We start from the raw sequence: 22,428 nt of genomic DNA, 5'->3' as shown, positions 1-22,428 counted from the left end.
CCTTAGATAAGTAGTGCAAAGCCGGTGATTACGACATTTAAGATGCCAAGCGGAAGTAAAATTTTCCAGCAAAGCATACTAAGCTGATCAACCCTTAGATGTGGCCACGACGCCCTCGTCCAGAGAAAAAAGAAAAAGACTAGGCTTGATTTTAAGATGATCATCAAAGCACCCGGGATAAATAAAAACTCGTTAAAACCACCCAAAAATAGGAGCGTTATGATGATGCTTGCTGCGATCATGTTTGTGTATTCGCCGATGAAAAACATCGCCCATCTCATGCCGCTATACTCGGTGCCATAACCTGCTACGATCTCGGTCTCGTTTTCTGTTAGACAAAATGGCGTTCTGTTGCACTCCACAAAGCTTGCCATCACGAAAAGCACGAAGGCTAGGGGTTGCTTGAAGATGAGCCAGTTAAATATGCCTTTTTGGTAGTTGTTTATATCAACTAACGAGAGTGAGCTAGTCACCATGACAACGCTTAAAAGCGCCATACCAGCGACCACTTCGAAGCTAAGAAGCGATACGACTGCACGAGCAGCGCTGATTAGTGCAAATTTATTGTAGCTTGCAAGGCCTGCTGCAAGTGGCGAAAAGACGCAAACCGCTGCCACGCCAGCGATATATAAAACGCCTACGTTTATGTCAGCAAGTATCGGTCTAATCGTATGCCCAAAAATTTCAAACTCAGGCAAAAATGGCACCGGCGCAAGCGCTGCAAATGCCGCGATAGCAGAGATGAGAGGGGCTATTAAAAAGATAAATTTATTTGCATTTGCTGGGAGGATATCCTCTTTTGTAAAGAGTTTTATCATGTCAGCCACGATCTGAAGCACGCCAGCAGGCCCTACCATATCAGGTCCCACGCGGCGCTGCATGTAGGCAAGCACCTTTCTTTCAGCATAAGTCGCAAGTCCTGCAAGGCTCGCCATGACGGCTAAGATGACGACTGCTTTAACAATAGTTGTTATCACGAAAAATAGCATTTCACTCATTCTCTGCCTTTATTATTTTTACGCTAGCGTAGCAGTTACCCTCAAAAATGGCGCTTACATCAAGCTTCTCGTCGTAGTCGCCAAGATAGGCGCCAATGCCTCCTAGCTCGCTATCAAGCTCCACACAAATGGCAAGCTTTTGCCCATTTTTTTCTAAAATGATCGCTTTATTTTGTGAAATTTCAAATTTAGCCATAAACTCGCTACTTGCGTAAAGTTTCGCGCGTTTTGCGGTCCCGATAGCATAGTTTGCAAAAAATGAAGGTAAATTTATAGGATTTGCAAGGCTTATTAGCGCTTCATCTTCTTTTAAATTTAGCTCATTTTTCTCTTTAAAAAGTGGCTCTATATCCTCTTTTGGCGTGAAATTTGAGATTTCAAGCTTGTAGCCTCTATGACTTGTGCCATCATTTGCGTAAAAATTTTCTAAATCATCAAATTTAACGCCCTTATAGCCCTTCTTCTTTGGTAGCTGCGCTGTATAATCAATCGTATTTTTAGCCGCCAGTCCAAGTGCGTTTGTGATGTCGTTTAAAAAGTAGCCACCATGTGCCAAAGCCGCATTTGTCGGCACTACTTCGTTATTTATGCTTGTAAATGTGCCCTCTTGCTGATTTAGCGCACCAGCGTCAAGGTCGCCCTCAAAAATGCTAAATTTAAACTCGCCCATTTCATTGTATCCTAGCGTCTTGCCAGGCTTTTTCTCGCGTGAAAGCGTGCAAATTTTAGCCACGCCAAGCGAGTTTGTGCGAGGCGGTATTAGCATCACAGCAAAGGGCGTAGATCTTGCGATCACTCCAGCAAGAGCGGCAAGTAAATTTGCATTTTCATGAGCGTAAAAGTCACTACCCAAAATGAGCGTAAATTTAGCCTTGCCCTCGCAGAGGGCAGCTACTTCTAAGCCAAAGTTTTCATCAAATTTTTCAACTCTTGCCTGAAGTGCTGCTGGTAAATTTTCGCCCCAGTTTTTAAGCACAAAGAGTAAAATTTGCTCCAAATCCCCAGCCTCATGGCTCACACAGGCGAAATTCTTTGAAAATTTCTTTACCACCTCATCGGCGATGTGATGAAAGTAAATTCCACTAGCTTTATTCATTTTTAGGGCGTTATTTAACTTATAGCTTGTCACTGGGCTCTCATGGCGCAAGAAGCTGCCAGCAGTGATGATAAAGTCGCTATTTTTTAGGCTCTCGTAGTCTGCGTTATATGAGCTAAGACCGCTAAATTCGCTAAAAATATTTATGAAATTTTGAAATTTAAAAGCCTCATCGTTTAGTAAATTTAGATCAAATTTCTCCCTCAAGCGCTCCAAAATAAGCGCCTCTTCGTTTGTTATGAAGCTATTAAATTTTATATTTTTTATGTTGCCGTTTTTAAAATTTGAAATGAGCTCGTTAAATTTCGTCTCATTTTTGCGGGCATTTTCGTTGTGAAAGTCGTAGGCAAACCTAGCAGCGCCACTTATCTCGCCAAAGTGAAAGTCATTGCTCACACGATAAATTTGAGCCCTTCTATCGCTAGTGCTCTTTTCTTTTACGTCATAAAAAATGAGCTCGCAGTCGCTTTGGTGCGGATTTGCCGCTGGGACACGGCTTAGCTCCCAGACGTTTGAGCTATACTGAAAATTTGAACTAACAAGCGCTCCAACAGGGCAAACGCTTATACATTCGCCACAAAACGAGCAGTCCAAATTTTCGCCAACGCTTGGGCCAATTAGGCTCTTTTGCATCTTGCTAAATACGGCGTAGGCATCTTTTGGCATGCTATCTTTTAGCTCTTTTGGCACTTCAACGCCTCTTGGCACCGTTTTTAGCGCACTTTCTCCGATCTTATCTTTACAAACCGTCACGCACCTCTCGCAGACCACGCAAAGAGCTGGGTCGTAGTTTATGAGTCCCCATTTTTTGTGCGGTTTGTGCGTGTCTGTAATGGCAAAATTTTGCCCTTTTACATTTAAGATCGTAGTTAAATTTTGCAGCTCACACTCGCCGCTTTTATCGCAAACGCCACATTGAAGGGGGTGATTGACGCAGTAGGTCTGCATGATCGCATTTCGCTCGGCAGCGATTTCTGGCGTATTTGTATAAATTTGCATATCCTCTTTGGCTTTGGCGTTGCAGCTATAGACCACTTTGCCGTTTGCCTCGACCATGCAAAGCCTGCAAGCAAGCGTTGGCGAACAGCCGCTAAGGTAGCAAAGCGCAGGGATGTAGATGCCATTTGCCCTTGCGATGTTTAGGATGCTCTCGCCCTCGCTAGCCTCTAAAATTTGATCGTTTATGGTGATTTTCATTTGCTAACTACTACTTGTTTAAATGCATATCCATCAAACTCTTTTGCGCCAAGCACGGCAACCGTGCCTTTTAGCGCTGGATCAAGCCTAAATTTAGCACTCACGCTAAAGTCTTTTGCCTTTAAATTTAAGGTTTCGCCATCCTTTGCCTTTGCCACTATGCCAAACTGCACGCCGCCCACGATCTCGTCGCTTGCGTTTTTGTTTAGATAGACGACCGCTCCGTCAAAGTTATCAAGCTCTCTTAGCTCGCCAACTTCGCCGCCTGCTGCAAATTCTCTCACTTCGCCGCCTGCTAAGACGACATTTTTGCCTAAAATTTCAAGTAGCCAAAAGATCGCATCTTTATCTGGATGAGTAAAAAAAGAGTCATCGATGATCACGTTTTTAACGTCCTTTATCCACTCGCCAAGCTCCTCAAACTCCTCTTCTCCCACGTTACACTCGCCACTTATGAGCCCATCATCAAGCTCGTCAAAAAACTCATTTTGCACCAAATTTGCATACTTACAAAGAAGCGCTAAGACATAGCTGATCGATCCTATCTCACAGCGGATCAAATTTTTACTGCCAAGCTCGTTATCTTCAAAGCATGAGATGTATTTAAACTCGTGCTCTTTTATCTTTTTTGCTAAATTTTTGTCGCTCAAACTTAGTAAATTTGCGATACTTAGGCTCTTGCCTGCTACTAGATCATTAAATTTCATATCTTGCCCTTTTTTATCGTTAATGTCCAATCAACTTGGTTAAATTTAAGCGAGTTCATCACCTCGCAGTTTAGGTTATAAGCCAAATTTACAGCTTTCTCAACACCGCTGTAATCACCTATCTCAAACAAAAATATCACCACTTCGTCTGGCTCGCTAGCCTTTATCTGCTGTCCAAGAGCGCTCAAAAACTCGCCCTTTAGATGCCTAAGATCAACCTTTCTCATCTATCAACCTCGCCTAAGATGATATTTGTGCTGCCTATTATCGCAGCGACATCGGCCACGTATTGACCCACAAGCAGATCTTCATAAATAGCGCAGTGCCAAAAACTTGGCGTGCGAATTTTTAGGCGGTATGGGCTTGCGCTGCCGTCTGAGTTTATATAAATTCCAAGCTCGCCCTTTGGCGACTCACTAGCAAAGTAAATTTCGCCCTTTGGTGGCTTTAGCCCCTGAGTTATCAGCACAAAATGCTGCATGAGCGAGTAGTTTTGGCTCATTATCTGCTCTTTTGAAGCGCTCACATACTCTGGTGCGTCGGCGATGATGGCAGGACTGCTGGTCTGATATTTGCTTACGCACTGCTTTAAAATTTTCACGCACTCGCGCATCTCTTTCATATAAAGTAGGTATCTTGCGTAGCAGTCGCCCTTGGTGGCGTAAGGCACGTCAAATTCTAGCTCGTCGTAGATGAGATATGGCTCTTCTTTTCTGATGTCGCGCGCCACACCACTTGCTCTTAGCATGACGCCAGAGCAGCCGCTACTAAGGGCTAGCTCTTTGCTAACTACGCCCACGTCTATTAGCCTTACTTGCCAAATTCTATTTTCACTTAGCAGATCTTCGTAAAGCGTGATGTCGCTTGGAAATTTCTCGCAAAATTTAAGCAGCTCCTCGCACCAGCCATCAGGCAGATCAAGCGGCACACCACCGATCCTTATGGAGCTATGAGTTAGCCTTGCGCCGCAGTATTTTTCTATGAGATCAAGGACGTATTCGCGCTCTCTAAATGCGTATAAAAAGACGCTCATTGCCCCCACGTCAAGGGCGTGCGTAGCTAAAAATAAAAGGTGCGAGCTGATGCGGTTTAGCTCTAAAAGCATGACTCTAATGATCTGCGCACGGCGAGGCACTTCGATAGCACAAAGCTTCTCCACAGCGGCGCAAAATGCGTAGTTATTCGCACTCGATGCGATGTAATCGACCCTGTCAGTTACTGGGATAAATTCCTGATAGGTCATATTTTCAGCCATCTTTTCAACACCTCGGTGCATAAAGCCAACCTCTGGCATAGCGCGCACGACCTTTTCGCCGTCAAGCTCAAGCACAAGCTTTAGCTGACCATGTGCACTTGGGTGCTGCGGGCCAAAATTTAGTATCATCTTGCCGTCATTTTGCTCAAATTCTAAATTTTCAAAAAATGGTTTTAAGCGGTTTGGTGCTTGGCTCAAGGTCGTTCCTTTACTATCTGGCTTTGGTTAAATTTAGCCTTTTTGACAAATTTCACGCCGCCTTCTTCTTGATACTCGTAGTCTTCATTTTCATCAAACACACGTGAAAATCCAAAGGTATCTTTCTCATCGATAAAGGCTGGATCGCGGTTCTCTTCGCCGATCTGCTCTCTAAACTCGCTTCCAAAAATTTTATCCACCTCATACCATTTCGCCGCCTCGTCACCAACTAGCGGATAGCTCTTTAGTAGCGGGTGTGAGTGCCAGTCATCAGGCATGATGAGACGCTTTAAATTTGGATGATCTTTGATTAAAACACCGCTTAGATCATACGTCTCACGCTCCGCCCAGTTTGCGCTTTTATAAAGCTCGCAAACGCTTTTTAGCATTTCGTCCTTTTTAACAAAGCACTTTACGCGTGTGCGCCTGTTTTTAGTGATGCTAAGAAGCTGATAAAAGACCTCATATCCACCTTTTTGTGCTATAAGATCAACCGCCGCAAGCTCGCAAAGCTGCTCGTAGCCAAAGCCTTTTAGCGTATCAAGGGTCTTAAAATTTTCACTAGAATTTACATATAAAACAAGCTGATCAAACTCCACGTAGCTAGATAAAATTTGCACTCCGCTTTGTTCTAAAACAGCAAGTTCTTCGTTAAATTTAGAGCCACTTGCCGCCTCTTTTGGCGTCTGCTTGGCGATATAAAATTTCTCGCTGTAATACTGCTTTTTTTGCAAGTCATTTTTTGGCTTATACTCTCTCATATCTCAAGCTTTCTTGGCTTTTGCGCCCTAAATGCACTTTGTTTTCTTATCTTTTTTTGAAGCATCATAAGTGCGTACTGAAGCGTTTCTGGGCGCGGGGCACAGCCTGGGATGTAGATATCAACAGGTATTATGCGATCTACACCTTGAACGGTTGAGTAGGTGTTAAACATACCGCCAGTGTTTGCGCAGCTACCCATCGAGATGACCCACTTTGGCTCAGGCATCTGGTCGTAAAGACGCCTTGTAAATTCAGCGTGCTTTTTAGTTAGCGTGCCAGCTATGATCATCACCTCCGAGTGCCTTGGACTAGCCCTAAAAATAGTGCCAAACCTATCAAAGTCATATCTGCTCGCCCCACTTGCCATCATCTCGATCGCACAGCAAGCAAGCCCGTAGCTAAGCGCCCATAGCGAGTTGCTCCTGCCCCACTGCACGAGCTTATCAACGGTCGTTAAAACTACTGGCAGGCCGCCATTTGCAGCATAGTTTATCTGATGCTTTGCCATTTAAAGACTCCTTTTTGCCAAGCGTAAGCAAAGCCGATGAGTAAGATCACTACAAAAAGTAGCATCTCGATGAGCCCAAATAGCCCAAGCAGCCTAAAATCCACCGCCCACGGATACATAAAAATGACCTCAACGTCAAATAAAATAAATAAAATTCCATAAAAAAAGTAGTGGATATTTATCTTATTTGGTTGTTTTACAGTTGTCGGTCCGCACTCGTAAAAGCCTACTTTTAGGCGCTCGGTGTTGCGGTTGGCTAGCTTTTTGCTTATCTTTGAGGATAAAAATGTTATCAGACTAAATGAACAAGTAGCTAACAAAAGTATGATAAAAGCGCCAAGATAGGTACTGTCAAGCTCTGAGTGTGACATACTTCGCCTTTTTTAATTTTTCAAAATTCTACTAAATTTAAATTTATTTGATCTTGAAATAGCTCAAGAGTAGCGCACTCAAATCTCTTTTTGTGTAAAAAATACTCTTATTTTATCTTCTCAACGGCATCTTCTGCGGCGCTGGCACGCTCACTCTCATCAAGCTCGCGCACAAAACCATCTTTTACTAAAATGATCCTAGTCGCCATGTCAAAGTAGCTATCATCGTGGCTCACGGCGATGATGCTTATGCCCTTGCTTTGCAAAAATGGCAAAATTTCTTTGTAAAATTTACGCTTAAATAGCGGATCTTGATCGGCCGCCCACTCATCAAGGATAAGGATAGACCTGCGCTCTAAGATGGCTATTAGCAGGCTTAGGCGCTTTCGCTGGCCGGTTGAGAGCTGCGTGGTGCTAAGTTTGTTATTTATAACGCTTACTTTTTTATCGATCTCAAGCAGCATTAAAAGCTCCTCTATATCGCTTTGGCTGGCAAAGCCATCACGACAGAGCGTTTGCGAAAATAGATAAAAATCAGCAAAAATAGCGCTTATCTTTGCCTGATAGCTTTGTAAATTTGCTTCATCTATCTTTGTGCCATCAAGGTAAATTTCGCCGCTACTTGGGTGAAGAAGGCCGCAGAGAATATTTATAAGCGTGCTTTTGCCACTGCCATTTTTACCGATGATAAATGTTATCTCGCCGCGCTTGATCTCTAAATTTACCCCTTTTAGGCTAAATTTGCCCTGCTCGTAGCTAAAATTTATATCCTTTAGCCTGATGCTTTGCCACTCATCGCTTAGGCTATCATCAAATTTAAAGCCTTGCTTAAATTCATTTAAATTTAAGTTCATTATCTTCTCTAGGCTCACTTTTGCGCTAAGTGCGGCTGGTATGGAGCCAACCATACTCATAAATGAGCCTCTTAAAAATAGTATCGTAAGGCTTATGCTAAGCGCTGTTTGCAGGCTCGCCCAGCCAAATGCCACGCATAAAAATACGCAAAGTCCGACTGCGCCAAGGAGCATTACATTGGTAAAATTATCACTTAGCGCGTGATAGACGTCCGCTTTTACCATGCTTTGACGCTTTTTGTCGCCTGTTAAATTTAGCTCATCAAAGCAGACTTGCGCTCTTGCTCTATTTAGACTTAGCTCTCTGTGCCCCTCGACGATGTCGTCATAGTGCTTTTGCAGTGCGTCATCTTGGGTTCTGGACTCTCTAAAGTAAAGGTGGATCTTTTTCATCAAAAGCGTGTTTATAACGAGCGTCGCACCGATCCAAATGGCACTAAATATAAAAACCTTTGGCGCGATGTAGGCTAGATAAAAGCTAGCACAAATGATGAAAACTAGGCTTTGTATGAAGCCAGTAGCGCTCATAAAGGCAAATGTGATCGTCTTTATGTCGTTGTTTAGACTGGCTATGATCTTTGCCTTGCCGATCTCGTTTATCACGCTATTTGGCGTGTCTAAAATTTGCTTTACGCTTTGATATCTAAGCTCGTAGATAAATTTATGTCCAAAATTTGTAAGCGAGATATTTGCAGCGATGGCGCTTATGAAAAATAAGATCAAGATAGCTATAAATTTAACCGCCACAAAGGCGTCAAATTCTTTTAAATTTACAAGTTCGTTATTTATAAAAGAGAGCGTCCAGACGCCAAGCCCGCTAAAGGCAAGCGTCAGGATCACTATTTTGATTATTGAAAAAAGATTGCTTTTTATTAAATTCGCAAGCATTACATCGCAGCGCGTGGCTGAATGATGTTTTGATCAAATTTTTGCTCGGTATTTTCGCTCATGATGTGAAGCACTTTGCTGCGTTTGATCTTCGCGTCATCCTTAAATATCGCGCGCACCTTATCCATGCCAGCGTAGAAGTCACGCATGAGCACGACGCAGATGTATTTGCCAAAAAATGTCGGCTTGATAATGCCATTTTCTTCATAGATCGCATTTACAAGTTTTAGCAAGCTAAGCTCGATAAACAGGTCTTTGTTGATGTTTGCCTCGTTTTGCTCGTTGTAGGTTTTGATATCCACGGCGCCGTCAAAAAGCCTTGTTAAAAATGTATATTTTAGTCTCTCTTTTTTGCTAAATGCGCATTTTGCGATGACTGGGCTTTGTCTTGCTTTGACCTTTCTGCCGTAGTCAAGTAGGTTAAAGGCGTTTATCACTAGCTCGCCGTTTAAGAAGCTAAATGCCCCGCTACCAACGCCCACATACTCTAAATTTGAGCCTACATATTCGTCGCGAAGGTCTGCTCTTTTTTCATTTGAAAATGCCCAAGCGTTGCTTTGTCTATATCCGCCTTTAGAAAATTCGCTCACGATGATCTCGTAAAATTCGCGCTCGTTATCGACATTTGAGACGCCAAGTGCGCGAGCGATGTTCTCTCTTGTTAGCTCTGATTTCATCAGTGGATAAAATGTTATTTGCTGCGGAGATATTGATTTTGCGACATTTACGTCGTTTATTATCTGCTCTTTTGTTTGATTTGGTAGGTTGAAGATGAGATCTAGGCTGATAACTGGGATCTTGCCAAGAGCCTGCTCTATCTTTCTTTTTGTCTCCTCAGCCGAGCCAAATTTATCATATCTGCCAACTCTTTTTAAGGTCTCATCATCAAAGCTTTGCACGCCTACGCTTAAGCGGTCGATGAGGCCGTCAAAACGGCTTAAACTCTCTGGCGAGATGTGATTTGGGTCGCTCTCAGCTGAGACGTCCTCTATGCTAAAGAGATCTTTTGCGAGTTTTAGCGTTTTTTCAAGCTCTGGCTCGTTTATAAGCGTCGTGCCACCACCCACATAAAGAGATGTAAAGTCAAAGCCAGCCTCCTTTATCTGCCTCATCTCCTCGCGTAAATTTTCAAAGTATATTTTCGCAAGCTCCTGCTCGTAGTGGTACTTGTGAAACGAGCAATACGGGCAAAATGTGTGACAAAACGGCACGTGAGCGTAGAGCATGTACTTTTTGTCTTTTTTTGGAGTTTTGGTGTAAGTCGTGTTTAAAATGTCTATGTTAAATTCGTTATATAGCGATTTTTGTATAGAATTATGAGCGTAATTTACAGCAAAACTCTCAACAATATTTTTAAAAATCATAATTAATCGCCTTAAATAAGTTAGTTTTAATTTAGTCCATTAGGATAGCCAAATTTTAATAAATTTAGCCTTGTATTAACGTAAATTTTGAGTAAAAAAATGCAATCATTTTTAAATTTTTCATTTTTACAAACCTGCGATTTTTACATATCTGGCTCGCTTTTGCTCTATAAATTTAAGCTTAGCCTACTTCTCTTTAACCCTTGATATGACCTTGCTTGAGTCAAGCTCAAATTTCACTCCGTCTCTTGTCTGAAGGTAGTAAAATTTACCGATATTGCAAAGCGACTTCACATCATAAATTTTAACCGCTTTTTCATCTATCTCACAAGGCGTTTGCTCTTTGTCTTTTGCATCACAAAGTGAGCTTGGTAGCGCCTTTAACGCACTTTTATCCACAAGTAAAAATTTATAATCCACGTCGCCTATGTTAAAGGTTTTTGCTGTGTATTTTATAAACAAAAGCGAGTTTGAAACGATCATAAGCGAAAGTGCAGTGTAGAAAACAAATGAAAAATCCCTTGTCTCTTTGATGCTAGAAGCGCCCAGTATAAAAGAGAGCATGAACGAGCAAAAGAGTATCCAAAGTGCCAAAAGTCCGCCATTTTTTAAGATAATAACTGAAATTATAAAGAGTAAAATCATGAGAAATGACAGAAGATAGATGATAAATTTTGATCTATCTTTAAAGAAAACTGCCAAATTTACTCCAACGTAGGAAAGTAAAAACATCGACAAGATAGTGCTCCAGCCGTAGTTTAGCTTGTAGCCTGCAAAGGCCAAAATAGCAAAAGAGATGAGCGTTAAAATGTAGATGAAATTTGAGTTATAAAAAAATAGAAATTTTGGCTTTTTAAATTTATGCTTTTTATCGTCGTTTTGGTACAAAAATGAGACAAAAACGAGGACCAATATCTCAAAAACAGTGATAAATGCGGTTGCGCAAAATAGCAAGATGCCTGTAAATATCATCTCCGAGCTATCTAAACTCGGAAAATATCCGACCTCAAAACCAAAATATAAAAAGTAGCAAAGCACGCTGATGATAGGCACTATGAAATTTGAGTGTTTGAAGAAATTTGCAACGCACTCTTTTATGAAATTTGCCTTTAAATTTGCCGAGTGCTCGCCCAAATGGCTCTCGAAAAACGAGTTTAAAAGTAGCTCATTTTTGACCTTTTCAAGCTCCTCTGGCTCTTTTGAGAGCGCCCTTTTGTAAATTTCATAGTTTTGCTCACCAAAGTCCTTTATGATATCATCTTTGATATCCAAAATAACAAGAGTGATCTGCTCTTTTATCTCGCCGAGTCTTTTTGAAACTTCATTAAAATTTGTCCTATTTAGCCTATCAAAAAGGTCGTTTTCTTCGTTTAAAAGAGCGATCAAACGCGCTTGTTTGCTGCTTCTTATCTCGCAGTTTGAAAAATTTGCCTTTAAAAAATTTACAAATTTTTTAGCGTTTCTAACGCTCTCATCTTTTTCATCTAAAATGTCTTGGTAGCTCAAATTTTACCTTTCTTGTTTCTCTCTTGAGATAATTTTACTTGCGTCAAGCTCGAATCTTATTCCATCTTTTGTCTCTAAATAATAAAACTTACCAAGAGTTGAAATAGCTTTTATATTGTGAAGCCAAACGGTATCATCATGTTTTTCTATATAAGTTATATATTCTTTTTTCTCTATCTTGACGGTAACGTTTTCTTCTGTGTAATTTTTGCCTAATTGATAACTCAAAACATTATTTTCAAATTTTATGTTTTTTGATTTATTTATATCTTTACACTTGTTATTCACACAAGAAAAACTTAAATATTTAGGTGAAATACTAATACTAAGATTTTGATCTTTTTTAGTACTACCTATGATACTTAAATTATTTTCAACATACGAGAAAACCTCTTTACCTTCAAAAGGAATTATTTTGCCAATATCATAAATTTTTTCTGGTAAAGCGCCTAACGCACTTTTTTCAATAGATAAAGACTTATATTCTACGTTACCTATATCAAATAATTGAGCTGCGTACTGTGGGCAATAAAAAAGAGAAAATAAAGAAACTATAACAATTAAAATTTGTACCAATGTTTCATTATTTTCTTTATATATGTCTTTTGTAAGCAATAACAAACCGATAACCAGCATCAAATAAAAAAATAAAAGAAAAAGGGATAAAGATATATAACGTACATAATTATTTTGAAAAAAAGAAGTAGCAAATACCAACATTATAACAGCTACAAAAAATAATATAAAAAATACAAAAAGTTTTTTATCACTCATTCCTGGATAAGCTAAGTAGTGTATAACATAATACAGAAAACATAACAATATTAAATAAAGAATAAAAGCCGTACAAATAGCAGTATTTACATCAGTGATATTAATATTAATCCATGTAATACAATTTAAAAGAATGTAATATAGAACAAGTAACACCAAAAAAACAAAAAAAGCTACTGGAATAGTAAGAATAAAAGTAAGCCAAGAAAAATACAACTTTTTAGTCTTATTGTTCAATAAGTATTTCTCATAATGCAACGGATATAATGCCACGGGCAATATAACAAAACTAGCAAAAACAGCTACAATAAAAAGCAATAATGCGCCAATATAAAAAATATCAGAACCACTTAAAACTGGAAAGTAACCAATAAAAATACCAAAATACTCAAAATAACAAATAATGCTAACCAAGCTGATTCCAGATAGTATTATTGGATGAAATTTTAAAAAAGTGTTTAAATGATCTTTTAATTTTTTTTGTTCAAAAGAATTTATTAAATAATATTCAAAATTCTTATTAGATAGCAATTCATTTTTTATCTTAAACGCTTCTTTGTTTAGTAATTCTTCTTTTTTTCTAGCAATATATTCGTCGCTTATTCTTGATTTTTTAAATTTTTCTTCTATGTTACTTTTCTCACATAAAAAAGCTGAAATTTCCTTTTTTAATTCTACAATCTCTTTTTTTATTTTATCTTTTATACTTTTTGTATCTTTAACATCGTTGCGGTTTTTCTTTTCTTCAATCAACAAATTTAATATTTTTGCCTGTCTTGAATCTTTATCTTTGCAATTAGAAAAAGTTGTTTCTAAAAAGTATCTAAACCCTTCAATTCTAGATAACTCATATGCTTTTTTATATTGCAGATCAGATAAATAATAAGCAAAAAACTCGCTACCAAGCAGTTCATTTTTTATAGTATCTAATTTACTATTTAGTAATTTATCTATATATGGTTTGCTGATTTTTGCTTTTAAAATTTTGTCTTCAAATTTTTTATCCTTAAAAGCATTTCGTATTTTGTCTTTAATCGATAAAATATTAAAATTTATCTGACGCCTTACATTTTTAAGCTCTTGTGATATTGTATTAAAATCTCCTTTATTTAGTTCCAAATAGAGTCTTCGTTCTTTCTGTAAAAGAGCGCTTAGCTGACCGTATTCATTGTCATGCCTATCAAGATCATGAAACGTGTCTCGTAAAAATTGTATAAAACCATCAATTCTAACAATGCTGTTATTTTTTTCATTAAAAAATTCTTGACAATTCAAATTTTAACTACCTATTTAAATTTACAAATTTAACTACCTAAGCACCTTTGCGATGTGCTCCCAACCCAAATTTTCAGCAAAGTCAGCCGCTGTTTTGCCACTTTTCGTGCGGGCATTTTTATCAGCGCCGTATTTCAGCAGTAGATTTACAAAGTTTAAATTCCCAGCGATCGCCTCGTGGTGAAGCTGCGTATATCCAAACTCATCGGCGTCTGTGGCAACGCTTGGGTGTTCTTTTGCGTAGTTTTCAAACTGCTCGGTCATATTTTTACTCATCGGATGCTCGATCAAATTTTCTGGGTGCTCTTTTTGCTCGAAAACTACCAAAATGTCGTTATAATCGCCAAAGTCAAGCCCCCAAGCTGCGTCATGCTCGGCTAGCTCATCTTTTTGCATGCGTGATCGCATCGCCTGCACGCTAAATCCGCCGTATGCGCGCCCACCAATGGCAAAAAGCCAGTCGCTCATCTCATCTATCTTCGCACTTACTTGATCGCCGACTTTCACGTTTTGCACGGTGTCAGGCTCATTTACAAGCGTGCCATATATCGTATCTCCGTCAAACTCCACGTCGTTTATCCACATGTGCTCGCCCACCTCTTCGCCGTTTATGGTGTCAAGAAAGCAAATTTTTACCATCGCATAGTCAAGCCCGGGCACGATCCTGCGGCGCTCCCAGTAAAGCTCACGCCAAAAATACTTAAAGCTCTCACGAGCCTGCTCAAATGCGCGCTGCATGTAGTCTTCGTCGCTACTTACAAAATAGATCGGCATTTGCTCGCCAAGGTCTATTTGCTTGCCAAAAATTTTCTTAAAAAAGCCCATTTTTTATCCTTAGTGAAATAAATTTAAGTGTAAATTTGCAAAAAACTGCGAAATTTAGGCTAAATATCTAAATTTTAAATGAAAAATTTAGTGGCAGTTTCGCAAAACTAGGCTAGGCGATTTCAAAAATTTAGCCTGCCAACTTACCAAATTTAAACAAAAACATCGTGAGATGGATTTAAATGTTGCGACGAAAAATCAAGCGTGCACTAGGCACTTAGCCTGCGGAGTGAGAATTTTTCTAGCTCATTTAAAGGCACTCGCGAGAAGCCATTATTTTAGGTTTTTAAAGCTAATTGGGAGCTCCAAGTTCAACCCCCTCACCAGCTTTATACACTCCTGCAGATCATCTATGCTTTTGCTTGTCACCCTGATCTCTTCGCCCCTGATCTGCGCGCTCACCTTGATCTTTGAGTCTTTAATCGCTTTGGTGATCTTTTTTGAGTTTTCGCCATCAAGCGTGTCGTTTAGCTTTAGCGTCGCTTTTAAATTCCCTCCGCTTGCTGGCTCTCTTTTTGTCTCTGTGATCGCAACTGGTGGGATGTTGCGCTTGATGAGCTTTGAGATCACGATGTCTTTTAGCGCATCTATCTTGTTGTCGCTTGAGCTAAGAAGCGTTATAAATTTCTCTTTTTCATTTAGCTCTACTTCGGCCGCAAGTCCCTTAAAGTCATACCTCGCAGTGATCTCTTTTTTAGCCGTTTCAAGAGCGTTTTTAACCTCCATCATATCGACCTCAGCACTTATATCAAAGCTGTGTTCGCTTGCCATTTTCTATCCTTTTATAAATTCTTCTATATTTTTAACTATGAGCGAGATCAGCCGTTTTCTGGCCTCCAAGCTACCCCATGCTACATGCGGTGTGATGAGTAAATTTGACTTCTTTTTTACATTTAAAAATGGGCTATTTTCGCTCATCGGCTCACTCTCCAAAACGTCGGTGCCAAAACGCAGATTTCTCTCATATATCGCCCTTGCCATCGCCGCTTCATCCACTATGCCTCCACGTCCTAAATTTAGCACTATCACATCATCTTTTAGTAAATTTATCTTGTTTATACCTAGTAAATTTCTAGTCTTTTCATTTAGCGGTGCGTGGATGCTGATGATGTCACTGCTTCTTAGTAGCTCGTCTAGGCTTTTTTGCTTAAATTCGCTATTTTTATTTGCTCCGCTTGTCGAGTAGTAGCTTACCTTTGCGCCAAATGCACGTGCCACTGCCGCCACGCCGCGTCCTATCTCACCAAGTCCGATGATGCCAAATTCTTTGCCAGCGATCTCGCTGATATCTGCGCCAAGATAGGTGAAAATTTCACTCTTCACCCACTCGCCGTTTTTTACGTACTCATCATAAAATTTTATGCGATTTGTTAGCTCAAAAAGCAAGGCAAATGTGTGCTGCACGACGCTTGCGGTTGAGTAGCCAGCGACGTTTTTAACGGCTATGTTTTTAGCTTTTGCATGCTCTAGATCGACATTGTTCATACCAGTTGCGCTTATGCAGATAAGCTTTAAATTTAGCGCGTCCATCACGGCTTTGTCGATGACGACCTTGTTTGTGATGACGATATCAACACCCTTTAGACGTGGCACGACCTCATCGCTTTTAGTTTTTTGGTAGCTGATAAACTCGCCAAATTTCTTAAAAACACTAAGATCAACGTTTTCGCCAAGCGTGGCCGCGTCTAAACAAACGATCTTCATCTTTAATCCTTAATGAAATGTCCTACAAATTTAGAGTAGTTATCTAAAATTTTACCGCCCTTTCTATATCCAAGCGCGCATGCCTCATAAGCGTAAAATACGCCTGCTTGGTAGCTCTCGCCCCCCTCATCTTGGTTAAACTCGTAAAATTCTTGATAGATGGCTTTGTTTGAGTCGTATTCGCCATCGTTGCTTGCTATTTGTGCGCCGTTTTCATCGTATATAGAGACGTTTGCACCTTCTCTGCCAAATACCGGCTTTTTCACATATTTTTTACCTTTTAGCGGCTCGTTTGAGGTCTCAAGCAAGAGCGGGTGATTAGGATAAAGATCCCAAAGGATTTTTAAAATCCCTTTGCTTTGGAAAAGCAGCGTGTAGGCTGGATTTATGATAATAGCTTTTTGATTTTTGACGATGTTTGAGAGTATTAGAGCTAGCTCGCCCTCATCGATCGCTATGCTCTCCCAAGGGACAAGCTTGAACCAATACTCGAAATTTTCTTCACCTTTAAAAATGCCCTCATTATCGTCAAAAACGACCTCATCTACGTAGGCAAAGTCTGTTTTAAAGCCAGCCTCTTTTGCGATGTATTGCAGAAGTTTTACGGTCTGCTCGTCCTCGATACTGCCAGCGATGCTGCTAAAGAGTATCCCCCAGCCCTCGTAAAGCTCGTCAAAGTCCGCATCTTCGTCGCCAAGCGTGATAAGGCGTTTGAAATTTTGCTTTAGCGACTCGTAAAGGTCGTTAAACTGGGCTGCTTCGTCCATGTGATTTAGCTTTAGCATCGCCCACTGGATGATCGCCGTCTCAAAAACTGCCGTTGGCGTGTCGGCGTTAAACTCAATGAGCTTTATAGGCTTACCATCAAGCCCGCCAGCTAGGTCAAACCTGCCGTAAAGGTGCCAGTGAACGTCATTTTCCCAGCTATTTTTTATGATATCAACAAGGTTAAATGGTATGCCTATCTCGTGAAAAAGGTTGTTGTCGATCACGTGCTGAGCGGCATTTACATACATATCATATAGCTCGTTTGCCGCCTCGTAGTAGGCATTTGCCTCTTTTTCGCTTACCTGCACGATCTCATCTGCGATATACGAGCTGTTGTCGTTATCTGTATGCCATGCAAAGCCGATTTTCTCCATAAATTCGTTATTTAACGGGGTGATTTTTCTTAAATTTATCATTTTCAGCCTCCAAAACTTGATGAGCTAGAGCCTGACTTTGAGCCACCACCGAAAAATCCACTCTTACCACCGCTGCTTCTTGCAGCAGAATTTGCCGCTTTTTGCTTATTAAAGCTATCGACGCTTCTTGTGTAGGCACTTGGATTTTTATATGTGCTTTGGCGATTTGCTTGGAAATTTTGGTTGCCAAAGAGCTTACTGCCTATCCAGCTACCAAGTATCGCGCCAGCTGCTGAGGCAAGGATCGTCTCGCCAAGACTTAGCCCGCCGCTACTTAGCTGTGCGTCGCTAGTTCTTGTCAAATTTGAAGTGTTGTTGTCGATCTTTGCGTTTGCTTGCGCTAGAAGCTTATCGATCTCATCTTTGCTAAGCACGCGCTCAGTGCCGTTCATATCTTTTAGCACGACCCTAGTTTCGGTACTTGGGTACTCTTCTAAGATTTTATAAACGCCAGGCGCGCTCTCTTCGATGATGACAAAGGCGCCATTTTTTTGCGCAACTTCGTTTAGTGCGTTTTCATTACCACCATCGTCGCTTCCGCAACCAGCAAGTCCAGCCATGATAATGGCACCAAATCCTCCAACCGCAGCATAAGTAGCTATTTTTTTAATATGTTTCATATCTCTCCTATCAACTCTTTTAAATTTTTATGTCTTCTAACAAGTATCACGCCGCGTTTAAATTTGATAAATTTGGAGTGATGTATCGCTTTTATTATCTTTTCACTGATCTTTTTTGTCGCTTTTGGTTTTAAATTTAACTCCTTTAGATATTCGCTTAAATTTATCCATTTTGACTCGTCCTCTATCTGCGCATCTATCGCCACTTCGCTTGCGGCACTTTCGTTTTTAGGTGCTAAAAGCGGTCTTTGCATGGCGTTTAGAAACTGCATGAGCTTCTCGTCTCTATCCTTATAAATTTGCAAAATTTCATTTTTTCGCTCGATGAGCATCTGCTCTTTTTCTTTAAAAAGCCTATCTTTGTCGGCTTGCAAATTTAAATTTAAGCTCTTTAGCTCATTTAGCTCATTTAGCAAGTAACTTACAAACTCGTCGTTTTGGGATTTAGATTTTGTGCTTTTTGGGGCGGTTTTTGTGGGTTTTTCGCTACTTGGCTCCTCGTCAAGGATGACAAATTTAGTGCCATTTTCAATGACCGTTTTTAACGAGCCTCGGCGAATTCTATTATAGACTGCTTCTTTTGTTATGCCTAAAATTTCTGCAGCTTCATTTACAGCTAGCTTTTGCATCGGATTTCCGTTTAAAATAAAATAAAAAAATTGCTTTGATTATAAAAAAATAAGGCTAAAAGAAGAGTTAAACAAAGAGAGCAAAGCCCTCTTTGTCTTGGTTTTAGAGTCTTGACTCGTAGCGTCTAAGCATATAAAGACGTTTAAGCATTTTCTTGCGAGCTGCAATTTTTTGTTTCTTGCGGATCTCAGTTTTAGGCTCAAAGAAACGTCTAGCTCTTGCTTCAGTTACGACTAAGTTACGGTCAGTTTGTTTTTTAAACTTCCTGTAACCCTCGTCAAATGACTCGTTAGGATGTACCTTAATACCAGGCAACGTCCTCACCACCTTTCAGATTAAAATAAGCCGTGAGTATAGTTTAACTTTCATAAATTTAAGCTTTTAGGCAAATTTAAAATATTTAATACTTTTTTAATAACCCAAAATTTATAATCTTGAAATTTCAAAAAAGGCTCACCATGTCAAAGGATGTTCATCTTACCTACGCCAAGAGGCGTTACATTTTTTTCGCCTGTATCACGTTATTTGTATTTATTTTGCCATTTATCAGGATAAACGACGCGCAGCTATTTTTGCTGAGCTTTGATAAGAGCAGAGTTGATCTATTTTTTACAAAATTTGACATGCAAGAGCTATATTTGCTGCCGTTTTTGTTTATCACTTTGTTTTTAAGCATATTTTTCCTAACGACGCTTGCAGGGCGCGTCTGGTGTGGCTGGAGCTGTCCGCAGACCATTTTTAGAGCGGTCTTTCGTGACCTTTTGCAAACTAAAATTTTAAAGATCAGAAAAAATATCCAAAACAAACAAAATGAGCCACAAGGTCAAATTGTTAAGCGTGCATTAGCAGTTGGAATTTGGTGCGTTTTAGCTCTTATTATAGCGGCAAATTTCATGTGGTTTTTTGTGCCACCATTTGAGTTTTTAGCCTATATAAGCGAGCCAAGCGAACATAAAATTTTACTTGCATTTTGGCTTAGCATCGCTGCTTGGCTAGTCTATGACGTGGTCATTTTAAAAGAGAATTTCTGCGTCTATGTCTGCCCTTATGCGAGAGTGCAGTCAGTTATGTTTGATAGCGACACGATACAAGTCATCTACAATCAAAAAAGAGGCGGCGTCATATATGATGGCCGGGAGAAATTTAAAAAGCCAAAAGAAGAAGGCGCGCTTTGTACTGGGTGCGAGGCCTGCGTGAGGATATGCCCAACGCACATAGATATAAGAAAGGGCATGCAGCTTGAGTGTATAAACTGCCTTGAGTGCAGTGACGCGTGCGCTAAAGTGATGGGGCACTTTAACGAAAGTTCGCTTATAGAGTGGAGAAGTATAAATTCTCAAAATGAAAATAAAAAGGTGAAAATTTTTAGATTTAGAACGGTTGCTTATCTTGTCATTTTGTGCGTAGTTTTGATAGCTGCGGCGCTGATGAGCGGCAAAAAAGAGAGCATGCTTTTAAATATAAATAGAACTAGCGAGCTTTACAAGGTTTTAGATCAAGGTGAAGTTGAAAATTCTTACGTCTTTTTGGTGCAAAATACCCAAAATAAAGAGCATACATTTTTCTTTGAGATAGATGATAAAAGTATAGAAATTTCGCGTCCAAATAGGCCTTTTACGCTAAAAGCTGGCGCAAAACAAAAGGTCATCGTCACGCTAAAATCAAAAAATGAAAATACAAGCGAAAAAGATCTTTTAAAACATATAAATATAAAAGCTTACGCGACTGACGAGCCAACTATCAGCGTGCAAAGAGCCAGCACCTTTATCTATCCTAAAAGATGATAAAATAGCGAAAAATTCAGTGGGAAGTAAAATGGCGATCTCAGAAAAAGGCAAAAAACGATACGAACTCATCGTAAAAACAGCGCTTGAGCTATTTTTGAAAAATGGCTATGAAAAAACTAGCCTAAGCGATATCGTCGCAATTAGTGGTGGCTCTCTAGCTAGCATTTATACATTTTTTGAAAACAAAGAGGGGCTTTTTAAAGCGATCATCGAGCATGAGATAGATGAGCTTATAAACGAGATCGATGAGAAGATAGATCTTAAAATTTCTCATAGCTTAGAGGAGTTTTTAACCAAATTTGCAACCATCATCTTCTCTATCATCTGCACCAAGAAAAAAATCTCACTTGGCAGGATAATGATGAGCGAGGGCCCTAAAGATGGCGGACTTTTGGGCAGGGCATTTTTGGATCAAATTTTAAATAAGATCGACCTTGTGCTTATAAATTTCCTCAAAAGAGATGAGATAAAAGCCCAGCTTAATCCAAAATTTCAAGCCAAATTTGTCGCAAAGTGCTTTATGCAGAGCGTGATCGGAGTTTATTACTACGATGCACTTATATTAAACGAAGAGCCAAAACTTAGCAAAAAAGAGCGTGAAGAGCACGTTGCTTTGTACGTTGAGCTATTTTTAAATGGCGTCATTAAAAAGCAAAATTGACTTTTAATTTATTTTTGGTTATAGTCAGGGACTTTTAAAATTTTGTAATGATTATTACAAAACTAAATTTGGGATTAAATTTTAAAATTAAGAGAGGTTTTTATGTTGAAATTTAAAAGTTTTCTTGTGCTTTCAGCTGCCGTTTTTTTCTTTTCTGGCTGCTTTGAAAGTGGCGACAAAAAGGCTGCTGCAGGCCGCCAGATGCCAACATCTCATGTTGATATATTTGTTGCACAAAAAGCAGATGTGCCTATTAGCTTTGACTACACAGCCACAGTTACAAGCAACCAAGATGTCATCATCTATCCAAAAGTTAGCGGCACGATCATAAAGCAGTTTTTTAAGCCAGGCGATAAGGTAAAGGCTGGAGATAAGCTATTTTTGATAGATCCGGAAAAATATCAAGCCAGCTTTGACTCGCTTGACGCAGCTGTTGGCGTGGCAAATGCAAATTTAAAAAATGCTGAAACTGAGTTTAAAAGAATTTCTGCCCTTTATAAGAAAAATGCAGTCTCTCAAAAAGACTACGACGCAGCCGTTGCAGCTTATGACATCGCAAATGCAACTTTAGTAAGCGCAAAAGCAACTTTAAAAAATGCCAAGATCGATCTTGGCTATACAACTATCACGGCTCCATTTGACGGCGTAGTGGGCGATAATAAAGTCGATGTTGGCTCACTTGTAACAGCAAGCCAAACCCAGCTTGTAAGACTAACAAAGATAAATCCGATCGAGGCTGACTTTTACATCGCAGACGTGGATAATCTAAGTAGAAAAGCAAATTTAGATAACGGCGCTTGGCAGCAACTAAATAGCGAGGCTGTCTTAAATTTAAACAATGAAAATTTCACTGGCAAAGTGACATTTATAGATAACGTCGTAAATACCGCAACTGGCAGCGTTTTGGCAAAGGCTAGTTTTGATAACAGCGAAGGTAAAATTTTACCAGGTGCGTTTGGTCATATAAATATGAGTGGATTTGTGCAAAAAAATGCCTTCAACATCCCTCAAGTTGCCCTTCAACAAAGTGCCACAAACTCTTATGTTTTAGTCGTAAAAGATGGCAAAGTAAGCCAGAAAAATGTTAAAACTAGCTACCAAACAAAGGATATGGTCGTAGTGACTGAGGGCCTTGAAGAGGGCGATAAGATAATAGTTAATAACTTCCTTAAAATCGGAGTTGGCGCACCAGTTGAAACTGACAAAGACTTAAGCGCAAATTTCTTAAACAAAGATGCAAACGCTACAAGTAGCAAGTAAAGGC

22 protein-coding genes are annotated in these 22,428 nt (G+C 39.8%); 3 read left to right on the top strand and 19 right to left on the bottom strand.

Translation table 11 applies throughout. The annotated features are described in order from the left end of the window. Positions 1–2: 2 nt before the first annotated feature. The 19 genes from nuoH to rpsU all read right to left on the bottom strand — a co-directional run bounded on the left by nuoH (position 3) and on the right by rpsU (position 19,031). Complete coding sequence (gene nuoH / locus CVT08_RS00890) at positions 3–998, bottom strand: NADH-quinone oxidoreductase subunit NuoH (RefSeq protein ID WP_107855896.1); 996 nt, start codon at positions 996–998, stop codon at positions 3–5. Next, entirely contained in the window at positions 991–3,291 is a 2,301-nt protein-coding gene (locus CVT08_RS00885) for an NADH-quinone oxidoreductase subunit G (protein ID WP_107855897.1), read from the bottom strand. The genes nuoH and CVT08_RS00885 overlap by 8 nt, the downstream gene beginning before the upstream one ends. After that, positions 3,288–3,998 carry a hypothetical protein gene (locus tag CVT08_RS00880; RefSeq protein ID WP_107855898.1) on the bottom strand — a complete coding sequence of 237 codons (711 nt, stop codon included), beginning with the start codon at positions 3,996–3,998 and terminating at the stop codon, positions 3,288–3,290. The genes CVT08_RS00885 and CVT08_RS00880 overlap by 4 nt, the downstream gene beginning before the upstream one ends. After that, a complete protein-coding gene (locus CVT08_RS00875; RefSeq protein ID WP_107855899.1) occupies positions 3,995–4,225 on the bottom strand; it encodes an NADH-ubiquinone oxidoreductase subunit E family protein in 231 nt (76 codons plus the stop codon). Before CVT08_RS00875 ends, CVT08_RS00880 begins: the two co-directional genes overlap by 4 nt. After that, complete coding sequence (gene nuoD / locus CVT08_RS00870; RefSeq protein ID WP_107855900.1) at positions 4,222–5,451, bottom strand: NADH dehydrogenase (quinone) subunit D; 1,230 nt, start codon at positions 5,449–5,451, stop codon at positions 4,222–4,224. Before nuoD ends, CVT08_RS00875 begins: the two co-directional genes overlap by 4 nt. Beyond that, positions 5,448–6,212 carry an NADH-quinone oxidoreductase subunit C gene (locus CVT08_RS00865; protein ID WP_107855901.1) on the bottom strand — a complete coding sequence of 255 codons (765 nt, stop codon included), beginning with the start codon at positions 6,210–6,212 and terminating at the stop codon, positions 5,448–5,450. Before CVT08_RS00865 ends, nuoD begins: the two co-directional genes overlap by 4 nt. Beyond that, a complete protein-coding gene (locus tag CVT08_RS00860) occupies positions 6,209–6,721 on the bottom strand; it encodes a NuoB/complex I 20 kDa subunit family protein (RefSeq protein ID WP_012001120.1) in 513 nt (170 codons plus the stop codon). The genes CVT08_RS00865 and CVT08_RS00860 overlap by 4 nt, the downstream gene beginning before the upstream one ends. Beyond that, complete coding sequence (locus tag CVT08_RS00855; protein ID WP_004318039.1) at positions 6,703–7,092, bottom strand: NAD(P)H-quinone oxidoreductase subunit 3; 390 nt, start codon at positions 7,090–7,092, stop codon at positions 6,703–6,705. Before CVT08_RS00855 ends, CVT08_RS00860 begins: the two co-directional genes overlap by 19 nt. Positions 7,093–7,199: 107 nt before the next feature. Continuing rightward, positions 7,200–8,834: a multidrug ABC transporter permease/ATP-binding protein gene (locus tag CVT08_RS00850; RefSeq protein ID WP_107855902.1), complete on the bottom strand. Its 1,635-nt coding sequence runs from the start codon at positions 8,832–8,834 to the stop codon at positions 7,200–7,202. Further along, complete coding sequence (locus CVT08_RS00845) at positions 8,834–10,198, bottom strand: coproporphyrinogen III oxidase family protein (protein WP_107855903.1); 1,365 nt, start codon at positions 10,196–10,198, stop codon at positions 8,834–8,836. The genes CVT08_RS00850 and CVT08_RS00845 overlap by 1 nt, the downstream gene beginning before the upstream one ends. A 186-nt stretch (positions 10,199–10,384) precedes the next feature. Then, positions 10,385–11,704, bottom strand: a complete 1,320-nt coding sequence (locus tag CVT08_RS00840) for a YrzE family protein (RefSeq protein ID WP_107855904.1) — start codon at positions 11,702–11,704, stop codon at positions 10,385–10,387. A 3-nt stretch (positions 11,705–11,707) separates the two neighbouring features. After that, positions 11,708–13,753, bottom strand: coding sequence for a hypothetical protein (locus CVT08_RS00835; RefSeq protein ID WP_107855905.1), 2,046 nt, complete (start codon positions 13,751–13,753; stop codon positions 11,708–11,710). Between the two features lie 33 nt (positions 13,754–13,786). Further along, positions 13,787–14,578, bottom strand: a complete 792-nt coding sequence (locus CVT08_RS00830) for a DUF2314 domain-containing protein (protein WP_107855906.1) — start codon at positions 14,576–14,578, stop codon at positions 13,787–13,789. Positions 14,579–14,851: 273 nt separating this feature from the next. After that, positions 14,852–15,349, bottom strand: coding sequence for a YajQ family cyclic di-GMP-binding protein (locus tag CVT08_RS00825; protein ID WP_107855907.1), 498 nt, complete (start codon positions 15,347–15,349; stop codon positions 14,852–14,854). A 3-nt stretch (positions 15,350–15,352) separates the two neighbouring features. Continuing rightward, a complete protein-coding gene (locus CVT08_RS00820) occupies positions 15,353–16,282 on the bottom strand; it encodes a D-2-hydroxyacid dehydrogenase (RefSeq protein WP_107855908.1) in 930 nt (309 codons plus the stop codon). A 2-nt stretch (positions 16,283–16,284) separates the two neighbouring features. Then, entirely contained in the window at positions 16,285–17,466 is a 1,182-nt protein-coding gene (locus CVT08_RS00815; RefSeq protein ID WP_107855909.1) for a glutathionylspermidine synthase family protein, read from the bottom strand. Between the two features lie 2 nt (positions 17,467–17,468). Next, positions 17,469–18,086 carry a UPF0323 family lipoprotein gene (locus CVT08_RS00810; RefSeq protein WP_004318051.1) on the bottom strand — a complete coding sequence of 206 codons (618 nt, stop codon included), beginning with the start codon at positions 18,084–18,086 and terminating at the stop codon, positions 17,469–17,471. After that, a complete protein-coding gene (locus tag CVT08_RS00805) occupies positions 18,083–18,715 on the bottom strand; it encodes a DNA-binding protein (RefSeq protein ID WP_107855910.1) in 633 nt (210 codons plus the stop codon). The genes CVT08_RS00810 and CVT08_RS00805 overlap by 4 nt, the downstream gene beginning before the upstream one ends. A 103-nt stretch (positions 18,716–18,818) precedes the next feature. Beyond that, positions 18,819–19,031 (bottom strand): 30S ribosomal protein S21, encoded by a 213-nt coding sequence (rpsU, locus tag CVT08_RS00800; protein WP_009294994.1) that lies wholly within the window; start codon positions 19,029–19,031, stop codon positions 18,819–18,821. 143 nt (positions 19,032–19,174) lie between these two features. Between rpsU and ccoG the strand changes: the two genes are divergently transcribed. The 3 genes from ccoG (at position 19,175) to CVT08_RS00785 (ending at position 22,424) form a co-directional block, all read left to right on the top strand. After that, positions 19,175–20,500 carry a cytochrome c oxidase accessory protein CcoG gene (gene ccoG / locus CVT08_RS00795; protein ID WP_107855911.1) on the top strand — a complete coding sequence of 442 codons (1,326 nt, stop codon included), beginning with the start codon at positions 19,175–19,177 and terminating at the stop codon, positions 20,498–20,500. A 31-nt stretch (positions 20,501–20,531) separates the two neighbouring features. Further along, positions 20,532–21,164: a TetR/AcrR family transcriptional regulator gene (locus CVT08_RS00790; RefSeq protein ID WP_107855912.1), complete on the top strand. Its 633-nt coding sequence runs from the start codon at positions 20,532–20,534 to the stop codon at positions 21,162–21,164. Positions 21,165–21,266: 102 nt separating this feature from the next. Further along, positions 21,267–22,424, top strand: coding sequence for an efflux RND transporter periplasmic adaptor subunit (locus CVT08_RS00785; RefSeq protein WP_107855913.1), 1,158 nt, complete (start codon positions 21,267–21,269; stop codon positions 22,422–22,424). Positions 22,425–22,428: the final 4 nt, after the last annotated feature.

Origin of the sequence: Campylobacter concisus, from assembly GCF_003048835.2 — a bacterium.
Taxonomy (GTDB): domain Bacteria; phylum Campylobacterota; class Campylobacteria; order Campylobacterales; family Campylobacteraceae; genus Campylobacter_A; species Campylobacter_A concisus_D.
The sequence above is the reverse complement of the archived record's forward strand: the minus strand, read 5'-3'. Positions and strand labels throughout refer to the sequence as shown.

What these genes read in the sequence shown, in the direction of transcription:
- nuoH (WP_107855896.1), bottom strand. Translation starts at nt 998, where the DNA reads ATGAGTGAAATGCTATTTTTCGTGATAACAACTATTGTTAAAGCAGTC.
- CVT08_RS00885 (WP_107855897.1), bottom strand. Translation starts at nt 3,291, where the DNA reads ATGAAAATCACCATAAACGATCAAATTTTAGAGGCTAGCGAGGGCGAG.
- CVT08_RS00880 (WP_107855898.1), bottom strand. Translation starts at nt 3,998, where the DNA reads ATGAAATTTAATGATCTAGTAGCAGGCAAGAGCCTAAGTATCGCAAAT.
- CVT08_RS00875 (WP_107855899.1), bottom strand. Translation starts at nt 4,225, where the DNA reads ATGAGAAAGGTTGATCTTAGGCATCTAAAGGGCGAGTTTTTGAGCGCT.
- CVT08_RS00865 (WP_107855901.1), bottom strand. Translation starts at nt 6,212, where the DNA reads ATGAGAGAGTATAAGCCAAAAAATGACTTGCAAAAAAAGCAGTATTAC.
- CVT08_RS00860 (WP_012001120.1), bottom strand. Translation starts at nt 6,721, where the DNA reads ATGGCAAAGCATCAGATAAACTATGCTGCAAATGGCGGCCTGCCAGTA.
- CVT08_RS00855 (WP_004318039.1), bottom strand. Translation starts at nt 7,092, where the DNA reads ATGTCACACTCAGAGCTTGACAGTACCTATCTTGGCGCTTTTATCATA.
- CVT08_RS00850 (WP_107855902.1), bottom strand. Translation starts at nt 8,834, where the DNA reads ATGCTTGCGAATTTAATAAAAAGCAATCTTTTTTCAATAATCAAAATA.
- CVT08_RS00845 (WP_107855903.1), bottom strand. Translation starts at nt 10,198, where the DNA reads ATGATTTTTAAAAATATTGTTGAGAGTTTTGCTGTAAATTACGCTCAT.
- CVT08_RS00830 (WP_107855906.1), bottom strand. Translation starts at nt 14,578, where the DNA reads ATGGGCTTTTTTAAGAAAATTTTTGGCAAGCAAATAGACCTTGGCGAG.
- CVT08_RS00825 (WP_107855907.1), bottom strand. Translation starts at nt 15,349, where the DNA reads ATGGCAAGCGAACACAGCTTTGATATAAGTGCTGAGGTCGATATGATG.
- CVT08_RS00820 (WP_107855908.1), bottom strand. Translation starts at nt 16,282, where the DNA reads ATGAAGATCGTTTGTTTAGACGCGGCCACGCTTGGCGAAAACGTTGAT.
- CVT08_RS00815 (WP_107855909.1), bottom strand. Translation starts at nt 17,466, where the DNA reads ATGATAAATTTAAGAAAAATCACCCCGTTAAATAACGAATTTATGGAG.
- CVT08_RS00810 (WP_004318051.1), bottom strand. Translation starts at nt 18,086, where the DNA reads ATGAAACATATTAAAAAAATAGCTACTTATGCTGCGGTTGGAGGATTT.
- CVT08_RS00805 (WP_107855910.1), bottom strand. Translation starts at nt 18,715, where the DNA reads ATGCAAAAGCTAGCTGTAAATGAAGCTGCAGAAATTTTAGGCATAACA.
- ccoG (WP_107855911.1), top strand. Translation starts at nt 19,175, where the DNA reads ATGTCAAAGGATGTTCATCTTACCTACGCCAAGAGGCGTTACATTTTT.
- CVT08_RS00790 (WP_107855912.1), top strand. Translation starts at nt 20,532, where the DNA reads ATGGCGATCTCAGAAAAAGGCAAAAAACGATACGAACTCATCGTAAAA.
- CVT08_RS00785 (WP_107855913.1), top strand. Translation starts at nt 21,267, where the DNA reads ATGTTGAAATTTAAAAGTTTTCTTGTGCTTTCAGCTGCCGTTTTTTTC.